The sequence below is a fragment of the Kutzneria sp. 744 genome, assembly GCF_000568255.1.
GTDB lineage: Bacteria > Actinomycetota > Actinomycetes > Mycobacteriales > Pseudonocardiaceae > Kutzneria.
Map to the genome: position 1 here is coordinate 11,278,126 of NZ_KK037166.1, position 14,009 is coordinate 11,292,134.

A 14,009-nucleotide genomic window follows, 5' to 3' on the forward strand; every position below is an offset into this window, starting at 1 on the left:
CGCTGCGCTTCGACGGCGCCGACCACCGCGTCGCGTTCGAGGAGCTGGTCGGCCGCAACGTCACCGTGTACGGGCAGCAGGAGGTCGTGAAGGACCTCATCGACGCCCGTAATCGCGACGGCGGGCAGATCCTGTTCGACGTCAGCGACACCGCCGTGCACGACATCGACACCGACCGCCCGCGCATCACCTTCCGTGACGCCGACGGGCAGGCCCAGGAGCTGGTCTGCGACGTGATCGCCGGCTGCGACGGATTCCACGGCCCCAGCCGGAAAGCCGTGCCCCATGACGCCTACGACCACACCTACCCCTTCGCGTGGCTGGGCATTCTGGCCAAGGCCGCGCCCACCCGCGAAGAACTCGCCTACACGTACCACGAGCGCGGCTTCGCGCTGTACAGCATGCGTTCGCCCGAGATCACCCGACTCTACCTCCAGGTCGCCCCGGACGAGGACCTCAACGAGTGGCCCGACGACCGGGTCTGGGCCGAGCTGCACACCCGCATGGCCGTCGACGGCGAGAGCCCCGTGCTCGAAGGACCCTTGCTGGACAAGGGAATCACCGCCATGCGCAGCTTCGTCGCCGCCCCCATGCGGCACGGCCGCCTGTTCCTGGCCGGCGACGCCGCCCACATCGTGCCGCCGACCGGGGCCAAGGGCATGAACCTCGCCGTCGCCGACGTCCGCCTGCTCTCACTGGCGCTGACGGAACTGCTGAAGCGCAACGACTCCCGGCTCGTCGAGTCCTATTCAGACACTGCGCTGCAACGAGTGTGGAAGGCCGAGGCGTTCTCGTGGAAGATGACGTCGATGCTGCACATTCTGCCCACGGCCGACGCCTTCCAGCGCCAGGTGCAGCTGGCCGAGCTGCGCTACACCGCCGGCAGTAGGGCCGCGCTGACCAGCATTGCCGAAAACTACGTCGGTCTGCCCTGGTAGATCTGGCATCCTGCGTGCGTGCTTGATCACTCGTGGCTGCACGGCCTGGTCGATTCAAGGACTGGCGCTACACCGGGCTGGTCCACCACGTGCCGACCGACGCATTCCGGCTGAGCGTCCACGATCCCGATCCGCTGGCGTCGGCCCGCGCGCGGTTCCTGCTGCAGGTCGCCGACCATCCCGGCCGGCCGCTCACCCGCACGACTTGGCCGCGATGGCTGGCGATTCGAACAGACGTTCGATAGTGTCGGCGGCATGGCGTTGCAGGGTTCACTGTTCGACCAGGCCGAGTCGCCCACGCTGGGGTCGCTGCGCGGGGTCCACCGCACCGAACTGACCGAGGGCGCGTGGGTGGACGTGCTGCCGAGCTGGCTCACCGGCGCGGATCTGCTGTTCGACCGGCTGGTGGGACACGTGCCCTGGTACGCGGAGCGCCGCCAGATGTACGACCGGATCGTGGACGTGCCCCGGCTGGTCTGCTTCTACCGCGAGCACGTCCAGCTGCCGGATCCCGTGCTCGACCGGGCCCGGGACGCCCTCACCGACCACTACGGGCCGGAGCTGGGCGAGCCGTTCCGCACGGCCGGCATGTGCTACTACCGCGACGGCCACGACAGCGTGGCCTGGCACGGCGACAACAGTGGCCGCAACACCGATCGGACCATGGTGGCGATCGTGTCGCTGGGCGCCCCGAGGGCGCTGTTGCTGCGCCCCCGAGGCGGCGGGGAGAGCGTCCGGCGCATGCTGGGCCACGGCGACCTGATCGTCATGGGCGGCACATGCCAGCGGACGTGGGAGCACTCCGTGCCCAAGACGGCGAAGCCGGTCGGGCCGCGGATCAGCGTGCAGTTCAGGCCACGGGGTGTGCACTGAGCATCCGCTCGGTGACTTCCCACAGCCGCACGGCATTGGCCGGGTCCAGCGCGTAGGCGGCGACGCCGTGCAGCAGGTCCTCGCCGCGCGCGTGCAGGGTCTCGGCTTCGTTGCAGTCCTCGAAGTACCGTCCGCCGACACCGTCGAGCAGCGGCGACACCGCCAGCAGCACGGAGGTCGCCGCGCCCTGCTGCACCGTCTTCCAGTCGTTGGTCGAGCTGCGCACCCGGCCGCCGACATGGCGTTGGAGGTTGGTGGAGATCGCGCCCGGCATGACGGCGTTGGCGGTGATGCCGTCGGCCGCCCAACGCCGGGTCGCCTCCACGGCGAACAGGACATTGGCGGTCTTGGACTGACCGTAGGCCAGCCACGGGTCGTACGGGCGGAACGCGAAGTGCAGGTCGTCGAAGATCACCGGCGAGTGCTTGCTGGCGCTGGAACTCAGGGCCACGATCCGGCCGCGTCCAAGGGCCAGTGCCTCGTGCAAACCCACGGTCAACGCGAAGTGGCCCACGTGGTTGGTGGCGAACTGCATCTCCCAGCCCTCGGCCGTGTGCTGCTCCGGCATCGCCATCACGCCGGCGTTGTTCACGAGGATGTGCAGCGGCCCGTCCCAGCCGCCCACGAAGTCGGCGATGGTCCGCCGGTCGGCCAGGTCCACAGGGGACACTAGTTGCCATATAATTCGCACGATCGTTTAAGCGCACGCCCCAGGTCTCTTGCTGGGCCCGCTTTATAGACTGCCACTTGGGCTCTCTAGAGTTCGTATCCACTGGTTCGCTAGGCCTCGCCAACGTAGGGTGTGACCTTTCGTTCCCAGTGTTGACCCATTTGGGGTTGGTTCGGGTTGCGACGTCTAGTACTGTCATAGCTCGGAACTTTGTAAGCTTATTCGCCTCATACTCACCAGCTCTTCTCTGATCTATACGGCGGTCTTGCTAGTGCGTATGGACATGTATGGCAAACTTTAGTGCCTTCTTTGTCGGTCGGTATTATAAGTACTTGAGGCGCCAAGGGCTCTTCTGGGTGCGGGCCAGAGTGTAGTGAGTTTTGAGCGAAACGTTAAAGAGCGGGACAATAAGTGTCTCCTGTGCGGCGAGCCATTCAACAACGTCATCCCGGACGGCCAGCGTGACCTCGGCCCCGGCGCGGGCCAACGTGCGGGCCGTCTCGACGCCGATGCCGGACGCGCCGCCGGTGACGACCGCGCGGCGGCCGGCGAGGTCGACACCGGCGGCCACGTCGTCGGCGGTGGAGGCGAATCCGAACGGAGTCGTGATACGTGTCATGGGAATCAGTCTGCGACTGTCCACATAGGCCAGCCAGTGCTCTCCGGATCCTGGGACCACGGGGGACAGGCAGGGCGCAAGCGATCCCTTTACCCTGGAAGCATGGACACGCGACTCGGCGAGTACCTGCGGGCCCGCCGCGAACTGCTGCGGCCGCAGGACGTCGGCCTGCCCGGCCAGGGCCGGCGGCGGGTGCCGGGTCTGCGCCGCGAGGAGCTGGCGCTGCTGGCCGGCATCAGCAGCGACTACTACCTGCGGCTGGAACAGGGCCGAGACCAGAACCCGTCGGAACAGGTGCTGGAGGCCATCGCGCGGGCGTTGCAACTGGACGTGGAGGCCACCGAGCACCTGCACGCCCTGGCCCGACCGGTGGCCCGGAAACGCCCGACCCACAAGGCGGACAAGGCATCCGAGGGCATCCGGCAGCTGGTGATATCCTGGCCCGACACGTCCGCGTACGTGCAGAGCCGGCTGCACGACGTGCTCGTGGCCAATCCCATGGCCACCGCGCTGTGCCCGAGCTACCGCGAGGGCAAGAACATGATGCGGGAGGCGTTCCTCAACCCGGCCGTGCGCGCGATGTACCGAAGGGACTGGGACGCGATCATCGCCGGCACCGTGGCCGGACTGCGGGCGCTGGTCGGTCCCGATGTGGACGATCCCGCGCTGGCCGAGCTGGTGGGGGATTTGTCCGTACGCAGCGAGGAGTTCCGCCGCCTGTGGGCCCGGCACGACGTCCGCCGGCGCACCAGCGGCGTCTCGTGCCTGACCCACCCGCTGGTCGGCGACCTCGACCTGCGGCACGAGAAGCTGGCCGTGACCGGTTCCGGCGGGCAGATTCTCGTCGTCTTCCACGCCGAGCCGGGCAGTAGGTCCGCCCAGGCGCTGGCCCTGTTGCGGGCTCTGTAAAGTTCCCCCGTCGTCTCAGCGACGAAGGGGGAGAAGTGCGCAGAATCGTCGTGCTCATCGCGGCTGTCGCGGTGGCCGTCCCGGCCGTGGCCGCGTCCACTGTGAACGCGGGCGCCGTCAGCCAGGCGCCGACACTCGATCCGGCCACCGTGGCCGCGTCGATGAGCTATCTGGAGCAGGCCTACGGCGTCAGTCCGGCCGAGGCGCTACGCCGTCTGGAGCTACAGCTCGACGCGTCCCGACTGGACACGACGTTGCGCGCCAAGGCTTCCGCCACCTACGGCGGCATGGCGATCGACCAGCAGCACGGCGGCGTGCTCACCGTGGACGCCACCGACCAGGCGGCGATCAAGCCGTACCTGACCCAGCTCCCGGACCGCTCGCACGTGCGGACCCGCACCGTCGCGAACTCCCTGTCCGAGCTGACCACGGTCCGCAACCAGTTGGCCACGCAGGTCGACGCGGGCGCCGACTCCGCCTACCTGCCGGCGATCGACCAGCAGGCCAACAACGTGGTCCTGTGGCGGCGCACGCCGGCCGCGGCCCGGGCCGCCGTCAGCCAGCCCGGCGTGGTCGTGAAGGACCTGCCGATCCCGACGCCGCTGAGCGGCCCGGTCGACTGGGGCTACTGCCATCCGCTGTTCTGCAGCGGCTACGGCCCCATGCGCGGCGGCCTGCGGCTGGACTACACCCGGGACGACGGCAGCATGGGCGGCTGCACGGTCGCCTTCAACGTGCGGTCCACCGGCGGCGGTTTCCCCAACAACACCCCCTGGGTGCTGACCGCCGGGCACTGTGCCCAGAACAAGACGAACTTCACGCCCACGCAGCACAACACGACGCCGATTGTGAACCAGCACGGTGTGGAGAAGTACGCGTACCCGTACGACTACCAGTTCGTGCAGTACGTCGATCTGACTACCGCCGACACGTGGCTCAACAACCAGACTCCGCACAACACGGTCCTGCTGTACTGCCGCCCCGGCGGCCTGGACTCCTCGCAGGCGTGCAACGGGCAGAACGCCGACTCGGGCAGCCAGCCCATCACCGGCATCCACCCCCTTTCCGACATCAAGGCCGGTTGGGTGGTCTGCGCCGACGGCTCGGCCTCCAGCAAGCGGAACTACCCGCAGGCCGTGGACAGCGGCGCCGGCGCCGACTACCTGCCCGGCACCCGCTGCGGCCAGGTCACCTCCACCGACGTCGGCATCAACACCAACATCTGCGCCCGCCCCGGCGACAGCGGCGGACCGCTGTTCAGCCAGGTCGACAACACGGCGCTCGGCATTCTCGAGGGCAACCTGCCCGGCCAGAACGGCAGCGGCCCGTGCACCAGCGGCGAGGCCAACAACTACTCGCCCATCGGCACGATCCTCGACGACGTCAACGCGTTCAGCGGCGGCAAGGGCTCGCACTTCGACGTGATCACCACGCCCAACGGCTAGAACACGAGGCGGTGGGCGGCGCCGACGACCGACTTGTAGGCGTCGCCCCATTTCGCCCGGGCCACCGCGGCCCGGGCGGCATTGCCGCCGGGGGCGCCGTGCACGCCGCCGCCGGGATGGGCCGAGCTGCCGGCGAGGAAGAGCCGGTCGACGGGGGTGTCGGCGCGGCCGAGGCCCGGCGTCGGCCGGAACACCAGCTGCTGGGCGATGATCGCGGTGCCGCCGTTGACGGTGGCGGTGAAGTCGTCGGGGCCCTGCACGTGCCGGGCGATGATCCGGTCGGCGAAGCCGGGGGCGTGTTTCTCGACCACCTGCTGGATCTTGTCCGCGAACCGCGTCACCCGGTCCTTGGTCCAGCGTTGTCCTTGCGGCACATGGGTGTACGCCCACGCCGACTCGGTGCCGGCGGGGGAGCGGGTCGGGTCGGCGGTGGTGGTCTGGCCGAGAAGCAGGAACGGGTTGCGGGGTACGCGCCCCATTGCCATGTCCGTGCTGGCCCCGGACATCATGTCCATGTCGCCGCCCAGATGCACCACGCCGGCCGTGGCGCCTTCCTTGGCCGTCCAGGGAATCGGAGCCGACAGCGCCCAGTTCACCTTGACCGTGGCCGGATCCCACCTGAACCGCTGAAGATCCTGCACGAGACGTGACGGAAGGTGCTGCGTCCCAACGAGGTCGGTGTACAGCTGCGGCGCCGGCACGTCGGCCAGGACGGCTTTGAGGGCACGGATGGCGTTGCCCTCATGGTCCCGCACGCCGACGGCCGCCCCCCGGGCGATCAGGATCTCGGTCACCCGCCGGCCACATTCCACTTGCCCGCCAACGGTTTTCAGTCGTGCCACCAACGCCCGGGTCAGCTCGCCGGCCCCGCCCTGCGGTGTCGGAAAGCCCAGCTCCTGCGCGACCATGGCCAGCAGCCAGGCGAACACCCCGCTGCCGGTGTTGTCGATCCCGGCATCGGCGTGCATCGCGTTGCCGTTCAACAACAACCGCGCGCCCTCGCCGCCGAACCGCTCCTCGGCCAGGCCCCGTGCCGACAACGTCAGCATCCGGGCCAGCCGCAGCGCCTCTGCCGATCCCGTTGCGGCCACGAGCTTCCCGGCCGCCCGCACTGGCGGAAACGGCCGGAACAGCGCCTCCAGCAACGGATCCCGCACCTTCAACCACTGCTCGTGCATCGCGCGCCAGGCTTCGCCGTCACGGGAATCGAAGTGCGCCACCGACGCCATCGTCCGCTCGATCTCCGGCGACAGCGTCACCCCGCGCCCGTCCGGCAGCACATGAGCCAGCACATCCGGGGCGCGCCGCCACTTCAGCCCGTGCCGCTCCAGTTGGAGGCCCTTGAGCACCGGCGAGGCGACCGCCAGCGGATACGAGGAGCTGTACAGGTCGGTCACGAAGCCCGGCGCCGTCACCTCCGCGCTGCGCACCGACCCGCCGGGCTCGTCCGCCGCCTCCAGGACCAGCACCCGCCAGCCGGCGTCGGCCAGCAGGTTCGCCGCGACCAGCCCGTTGTGCCCGGCCCCGATGACCACGGCGTCGAAGTCCATACCCCACCCTAGGATCTGCTTCGTGCTCGCACTCTTCGATCTTGACGGTACTCTCGCCGACCGCCACGCCGGCCAGCTCGCCTGGGCCGTGGAGTTCGCCGCCGACCACGGCCTCGACCCGGCGGAGGTGGACTGGCTGATGGCGGCCGACGGCAACGGGATGGTGTCGAAGGAGGAGTACTTCGGCCTGGTCCGCGAGCGCTACGGGCTCGCCGCCTCCTTCGACGAGCTGTGGGTGCAGTACCGCGACCGGCAGCCGACGCTGGTCCCGGCCTACGACGGCATGCTCGACGGCCTGAAGCAGCTCCGGGCGGCCGGCTGGCGCATCGGCGTTGTGACCAATGGTTACGAGGACGTGCAGACGCTCACCCTGACCAGCAGCGGCATCGCCGAACACGTGGACGGCTGGGCGATCTCCGCCGCCGAGAACATCCGGAAGCCCGACGTCGGCCTGTTCGAGATCGCCGCGGCGCGGGCCGGCTCGGCGCTCGGTGGCGGGTGGATGGTTGGCGACAGTCAGGCCGACATCGTGGGCGGCCGCGCCGCCGGCCTGCGCACGGCCTGGGTGCATCACGGCCGCGAGTGGCCGGCCGGAGTCGGTGGTCCGGACCATGTCGTGGCCGCCGCGGCGGATGCGGTTCGCCTCATTCTGCGGTGACCGCCGGGCCCGGCCGTCCATACTGAACCGGACGTTTTGGACCGGGGGCCAGTGCACATCTGTGAACACGTGATCCTTGTCCGGCCCTGGGGGACCGGGCAGCATGGTGGGTGCGTCATCGCTGACAACGATGTCAACGCACCGCCGCCACGGTGCCAGGATGAATGGGGACAGCCGTGGCCAGGTACTGGACAGCGATGTTGGCCGTCGTGACCGCGTTGGCGCTGGCCGGGCCGGCGACGGCCGACGCGGCGACGTCGATCACCATCGACGGCTCCCAGGGGGGCCGGACCTTCGACGGCATCGGCGCGATCAGCGGCGGCGGAGGCAACTCGAGGCTGCTGATCGACTACCCGGAACCCCAGCGTGGCCAGGTGCTGGACTACCTGTTCAAGCCGGGCTACGGCGCGGACCTCCAGGTCCTCAAGCTGGAGATCGGCGGCGACGCCAACTCCACCGACGGCTCCGAGCCGAGCATCGAGCACACGAAGGGCGCCGTGAACTGCGGCGGCGGCTACGAGTGGTGGCTGGCCGAGCAGGCCAAGGCCCGCAACCCGAACATCGAGCTGTACGGGCTGGCCTGGGCCGCCCCGGGTTGGATCGGCAAGGGGAACTTCTGGTCCCAGGACATGGTCGACTACCTGATGACGTGGCTGGGCTGCGCCAAGCAGCACGGCCTCGACATCAGCTTCCTCGGCGGCTGGAACGAGCGCGGCTACGACAAGGGCTGGTACGAGAACCTGCACGCCACCCTGGCCGGGAAGGGCTACGGCGGCGTGAAGGTCGTCGGCGCGGACTCCGGCTGGGAGATCGCCGACGACATGGTCAAGGACCCCACCTTCGCCAAGGCGGTGGACATCGTCGGCGCGCACTACCCCTGCCACGGCGGCGACGGCGGCGACGCGGTCTCGTGCGGCACGACGTCCAACGCCCTGGCCACCGGCAAGCCGCTGTGGGCCAGCGAGAACGGGTCGCAGGACATCGACAGCGGCACGGCGCCCCTGATCAGGTCGATCACCCGCGGCTACCTCGACGCCAAGATGACCGCCTACCTGAACTGGCCGTTACTCGCCGCGATCTACCCCAACCTGCCGTACAGCACGGTCGGGCTCGCCGTCGCGCCGTCGCCGTGGTCGGGCGCGTACAGCACGGGCAAGAGCACCTGGGCGACGGCGCAGGTCACCCAGTTCACCAAGCCCGGCTGGCACTTCATCGACTCGGCCAGCGGCTATCTCGGCACCAGCGGCAGCTACGTCACCCTGACCGACGGCCACGACTACAGCACCGTCATCGAGACGTCCACGGCGACCGCAGCCCAGCAGGTGAGCTTCTCCGTGCGGGGCCTCAACACGAGCACCGCGCACGTCTGGACCACCAGCCTCGGCACCGGCCCCGACTTCCAGCACAGCGCCGACGTCAACGGTTCCAGCTACACGCTGACCCTCCAGCCGAACACGATCTACACCATCTCCACGACCACCGGGCAGGGCAAGGGAACCGCGGTCAGCCCGGCCGAGCACGGCCTGGCGTTGCCGTACCGCGACGGCTTCGAGTACGCCAGCGGCACGGAAGCCAAGTACCTCTCGGACATGCAGGGATCGTACGAGGCGCAGCCGTGCGTGGGCCGCAGCGGCCAGTGCCTCACCCAGATGGCGCCGATCCGTCCGATCGAGTGGCAGGACGACTCCGACGCGTTCTCCCTGATCGGTGACCAGGACTGGGGCAACTACACCGTCTCGGCCGACGTCCGGCTGGCCAAGGCCGGCGCGGTGGAGCTGATGGGCCGGGCCAACGCGCAGTCCCGCCCGCAGTCCCATCAGGACGCCTACTACTTCCGGGTGAGCGACACCGGGGCATGGTCCATCGTCTCCGGCGACACCAGCGGATCCCTCACGACTTTGGCCTCCGGCACCACAACAGCCCTCGGCACGAACGCGTGGCACACGCTCTCCGTGACCTTCCAGGGCAGCACGATCACCGGATCGGTCGACGGCCACACCGCGGGCACCGCCACCGACGGGCGCTGGACCAACGGCCAGGCCGGCATCGGCGTCGTCGGCTATGCCACGGACCAGTTCGACAACCTGGCGATCACGCCCGGCGCCGGTTCGCCGGCCCGCCAGGGCCCGATCACGTCCGGCATGGCGGGCAAGTGCGCCCGGGCCGGCGCGCAGGTCGCGCTGGCCACTTGCGACGGCTCCGCCGCGCAGACCTGGACCGTCCGCAACGGCTCGCTCGTGAATTCCGGGCAGTGCATGGACGTCACCGGACAGGGCACGGCCAACGGCACGCTGGTCGAGCTGTGGGACTGCAACGGCGGCGGAAACCAGCAGTGGACGCAGGCGACCGACGGCAGCCTGCGAAGCGTCCAGTCGGGCAAGTGCCTGGACGACCCGGGCTTCTCCACCACGGACGGGACCCAGCTGGAGATCTGGGACTGCAACGGCGGTGCGAACCAGCGCTGGCAGCTGCCGGCGGCTTGACCGGGCGCGACGGCCCGCACCAACGGACTATGGAACAGGCTGATCAAAGGGGGCACAGTGGAAGACATGTCACGACGCTCGGTGCTGAGACTCGCAGGCGTGATCGCGGCGGCGGGGGCGCTGCCGATGATGACGGTGCCGGGCGCCGCGCAGGCAGCTCCGGCCGGCACCTTCACGCCGTTGCGTCCGCCGGCCACCCCGCTGGCGGTGCGGTCTCCGTACCTGTCGGCGTGGCATGCCGCTGACAACCTGCCCGGGGCGTGGTCGAGCTTCTGGAACGGCCGCACCACCGCGCTGTGCGGCATCGTCCGTGTGGACGGCACGTCCTATGTGTTCGCGGGCGCGCCGACACAGCCGGCGCTGCCCCAGCTGGCGCAGACGTCCTTGCAGGTCACGGCAACCCGGTCGATCTACACGCTGACCGGCGGCGGCGTCACCCTGACGGTGACGTTCTTCTCCCCGGTCGACCCGGAGAACGTGCAGCGGCAGTGTGTTCCGCTCAGCTACGTCACGGTCGGCGTGGCCGGCGCAGACGGCCGACAGCACCAGGTGAGCGTGTACCTGGACATCTCCGCCGAGTGGGCCCACGGCGACAACGGCCAGCTCGTCAACTGGCGTAAGGACCAGACGGCGTCGACCACCACGCTGTCGTTCACGCCGACCTCACCGACGCCGTTGGCGGAGAACAACGACCAGGCGTCGTGGGGAACCGTGATGCTGGCCGGCGTGAACACCGGCGGCCTGACGTGGCAGATCGGGCAGGACACCGTGGTGCGCGGCAACGCCGCCTCGGCCGGCACGTTGCCCGGCACCGTCGACACGGACATGCCGCGCCAGATCTCCAACCGCTGGCCGGTGCTCGGCCTCAACGCCGACCTCGGCTCCGTCGGCGCCACCACGGCCGAGTTCACGGCCGTGCTGGGCCATGTCCGCACGCCGGTCGTCACCTACCTGACCGACGCGCTCCGTCCATGGTGGACGCACTACTGGTCGACGTGGCAGTCCATGATGGACTGGTTCGTGGCCGACCGCGGCGCGGCGCTGTCCCGTGCGGTCGCCTTGGACGCCCAGCTCAACCAGGACGCCACCGCCGCCGGCGGCGCCAAGTACGCGGCGCTGTGCACGCTGGCCGTGCGGCAGGCCATGGGCGCCACGGAACTGGTGGACCGCAACGGATCCCCGTGGGCCACGCTGAAGGAGATCTCCTCCAACGGCAACATGTGCACCGTCGACGTGATCTATCCGGCGTTCCCCGGCTACCTGTACCTCGGGCCGTCGTACTTGCGGCTGTTGCTGGAGCCGCTGTTCGACTACGCCGAGCACGGCGGCTGGCCCAAGGAGTTCGCCGAGCACGACCTCGGCACGCACTACCCCAACGCCACCGGCCACAACGACGGCAACGAGGAGGACATGCCGGTCGAGGAATCGGCCAACATGCTCATCATGTCGGCCGCGCTGGTGCAGCACCTGCCGGCCGCCGACGCCCACGCCTTCGCGCAGGCCCACTACGCCATCCTCAAGCAGTGGGCCGACTACCTGGTCGGCAACACCCTGGATCCCGGCCTGCAGAACCAGACCGACGACTTCACCGGCTTCATCGCGCACAGCGCCAATCTCGCGCTCAAGGGCATCGTCGGCGTCGGCGCGATGAGCGTGATCTCCCGGTTCCTCGGCAACGCCGCCGAGGCCGACCGCTACATCTCGGTGGCGCGCTCCTACATCAGCCAGTGGTTCGACCTGGCCCAGGACCCGTCCGGCACGCACCTGAAGCTGGCCTACGACCTGAACAACACGTGGAGCCTCAAGTACAACGGCTATCCCGACGAGCTGCTGGGTCTCGACCTGGTGCCCGAGGCCGTGCACGCCCAGGAGGCGGCCTGGTACCAGGCCAACGCCACCCCGTACGGCGTGCTGCTGGATCCGCGCAACGACTACACCAAGGCGGACTGGGAGCTGTGGACCGCTGCCTGGCTGGCCGACCGCGCGGTCCGGGACACGCTGATCAACGGCGTGTACAACTTCGCCGACACCACCGGCGACCGGGTGCCGGTGTCCGACTGGTACAGGGTGGCCAACGGTTCGTTCCTGTACTTCAGGGCGCGGCCCGTCGTCGGCGGCTTCCTGGCCCTGCTGCCCCGCGCGCAGACCGGCGTCACGCAGTGGGTGCGGATCCAGAACAAGCACAGCAGCAAGCTGTTGGCCGTGCAGAACCAGTCCACCGCCAACAGCGCCGAGGTCACCCAGTACGCGGACAACGGCACCCCCGACCACCTGTGGGCGATCGTGCCCGACAGCCCCGGTGTCGTGCGGATCGTCAACCGGCACAGCGGCAAGATCCTGGCGGTGCACAACCAGTCCACCGACGACGGCGCCCACGTCCAGCAGTACGTGGACAACGGGACGCCCGACCACCTCTGGCGCATCGTCGACGCCGGCGACGGCTGGTCCAAGATCGTCAACGTGCACAGCGGCAAGGTGATGGCCGTGCAGGATCAGTCCACCGCCGACTCCGCCCAGGTCACCCAGTGGTCCGACAACGGCTCCGAAGACCACCTCTGGCGCCTCCTCTGAAACCGCGAGTCCCGCTCTCGGACAAGCATGTGTCCGAGTTCCGTAACTCGACATTCAGTTGCCGGAGAGCGGGACTCGCGGTGTCACTGGCGGCGGAGGGCGGCCAGGGCCTTGTGGCGGACGGAGCCGGCGGAGGCGGCGGTGCCGACGGCCCAGACGGCGACGACCGCCACTACCCACGGCGCCGGCAGCAGCCGGTCCACCAGGGCCAGGCAGACGGTGGCGGCGAGCAGGGCGACCCGGAGCAGGCCGAGGTACCACCGCCGCCGTGCGGTGCCGAAGACCCTGGTGCCCACGAGGTAGATGGTCAGCCCGGCGGTGATGAACCAGGCGGCGGTGGACGGCGCGGGGTCCTGGAGCGACAGGTTCACGCCGGCCGCGACCGTGAGCAGCGCGAAGGCCGGCGGCAGGTGCCCGCCGGCGTAGAGGGAGTACGCGAGCGCGGGGTTGCCGCCGGACAGGCTGAGCAGGCGCTCGTAGATCTCGGCCGCGGACGTGAAGTAGATCCACCACAGCGCCCCGGCCAGCACCAGCCCGCCCACCAGCACCAGCCAGTACCCGAGGTCGTCGGACGGGCGCTCCAGCACCGCGCCGCCCACCGTGATCACGACCTCACCGAGCAGCAGAATCATGAACAGGCCGAACCGCTCCGACAGGTGCGCCGAGTCCAGCGCCTGGTCGGGCTGCTTCGGCGGCGCGAGCAGCTCACGCCACCGGCTCTCCCGGCTCGGCCGCTCCTTGCCGCGACGGACATCGCGGTGGACGTCGCGGTGACTGCCGAGCAGCAGGAAACCGGCCTCCTGAAGCAGGGTGAAGCCCCACAGGACGTACAGCCACGGCCAGGGCAGGAATGCGGACACGGCGAACAGGACCGTCGACGCCGTGTAGCCCCAACTGATCCGGTGCTGGTCGAGCTCGCCCTTGGCCGGCCACCGGTGCGCGACCGCCAGGATCAGCCGGACGCCGGCCAGCGCCAGCGCGAACACCGCCGGATGGCCTTCGAACACGTGATGCGCCTGGGTCGCCGCGATCGCGCACGGCACCGTGCCGAGGAGCACGAACAGCCGGTCGGCGACGCGCTTGTCGTCGCCACGGCGGTTGTACAGCACCGCGAACCCGATCCACGTCCACCACAGCGTCGCGAACAGGCCCAGCGCCGCCGCCACCCGCGACCACTGCGGATCGGTCACGATGCCGTGCGCCACCTGGCCCACCGCGAACACGAACACCAGGTCGAAGTACAGCTCCACCCAGCCGACCCAGCTGTGCCGCCCTCGTCGCTCACGGCACGGA

The 14,009-nt window shown here is 69.7% G+C and carries 11 protein-coding genes; 7 read left to right on the forward strand and 4 right to left on the reverse strand.

Annotated elements, in window-relative coordinates:
• Positions 1-938: 4-hydroxybenzoate 3-monooxygenase (locus KUTG_RS50925; protein WP_043727278.1), on the forward strand; the 938-nt coding region annotated here is incomplete at its 5' end.
• Between the two features lie 255 nt (positions 939-1,193).
• Positions 1,194-1,811, forward strand: a complete 618-nt coding sequence (locus KUTG_RS50935; RefSeq protein WP_043727285.1) for an alpha-ketoglutarate-dependent dioxygenase AlkB — start codon at positions 1,194-1,196, stop codon at positions 1,809-1,811.
• Here the strand turns inward: KUTG_RS50935 and KUTG_RS50940 are convergent.
• Positions 1,789-2,481, reverse strand: a complete 693-nt coding sequence (locus KUTG_RS50940) for an SDR family NAD(P)-dependent oxidoreductase (protein WP_232241385.1) — start codon at positions 2,479-2,481, stop codon at positions 1,789-1,791. The genes KUTG_RS50935 and KUTG_RS50940 overlap by 23 nt on opposite strands.
• 322 nt (positions 2,482-2,803) lie before the next feature.
• Positions 2,804-3,100 (reverse strand): SDR family NAD(P)-dependent oxidoreductase, encoded by a 297-nt coding sequence (locus KUTG_RS66900; protein WP_043727291.1) that lies wholly within the window; start codon positions 3,098-3,100, stop codon positions 2,804-2,806.
• Between the two features lie 102 nt (positions 3,101-3,202).
• Here KUTG_RS66900 and KUTG_RS50950 point away from each other — a divergent pair, with 102 nt between their 5' ends.
• A complete protein-coding gene (locus KUTG_RS50950; protein WP_043727294.1) occupies positions 3,203-4,009 on the forward strand; it encodes a helix-turn-helix domain-containing protein in 807 nt (268 codons plus the stop codon).
• Positions 4,010-4,044: 35 nt separating this feature from the next.
• On the forward strand, positions 4,045-5,454 hold the full coding sequence (locus KUTG_RS50955; protein WP_232241386.1) for a S1 family peptidase: 1,410 nt from the start codon (positions 4,045-4,047) through the stop codon (positions 5,452-5,454).
• Here KUTG_RS50955 and KUTG_RS50960 read toward each other — a convergent pair.
• Positions 5,451-7,004, reverse strand: a complete 1,554-nt coding sequence (locus KUTG_RS50960; protein ID WP_043727296.1) for a phytoene desaturase family protein — start codon at positions 7,002-7,004, stop codon at positions 5,451-5,453. The two genes, KUTG_RS50955 and KUTG_RS50960, sit on opposite strands and share 4 nt — an antisense overlap.
• A gap of 22 nt (positions 7,005-7,026) precedes the next feature.
• Between KUTG_RS50960 and KUTG_RS50965 the strand changes: the two genes are divergently transcribed.
• The 3 genes from KUTG_RS50965 (at position 7,027) to KUTG_RS50975 (ending at position 12,716) form a co-directional block, all read left to right on the forward strand.
• Entirely contained in the window at positions 7,027-7,662 is a 636-nt protein-coding gene (locus KUTG_RS50965) for an HAD family hydrolase (protein ID WP_043727298.1), read from the forward strand.
• 176 nt (positions 7,663-7,838) lie between these two features.
• On the forward strand, positions 7,839-10,145 hold the full coding sequence (locus tag KUTG_RS50970; RefSeq protein WP_232241387.1) for a ricin-type beta-trefoil lectin domain protein: 2,307 nt from the start codon (positions 7,839-7,841) through the stop codon (positions 10,143-10,145).
• Between the two features lie 66 nt (positions 10,146-10,211).
• Positions 10,212-12,716 carry a glutaminase domain-containing protein gene (locus KUTG_RS50975; protein WP_043727300.1) on the forward strand — a complete coding sequence of 835 codons (2,505 nt, stop codon included), beginning with the start codon at positions 10,212-10,214 and terminating at the stop codon, positions 12,714-12,716.
• Between the two features lie 83 nt (positions 12,717-12,799).
• Here the strand turns inward: KUTG_RS50975 and KUTG_RS50980 are convergent, their stop codons facing one another.
• A complete protein-coding gene (locus tag KUTG_RS50980; RefSeq protein WP_157495383.1) occupies positions 12,800-13,966 on the reverse strand; it encodes a low temperature requirement protein A in 1,167 nt (388 codons plus the stop codon).
• Between the last annotated feature and the right edge of the window lie 43 nt (positions 13,967-14,009).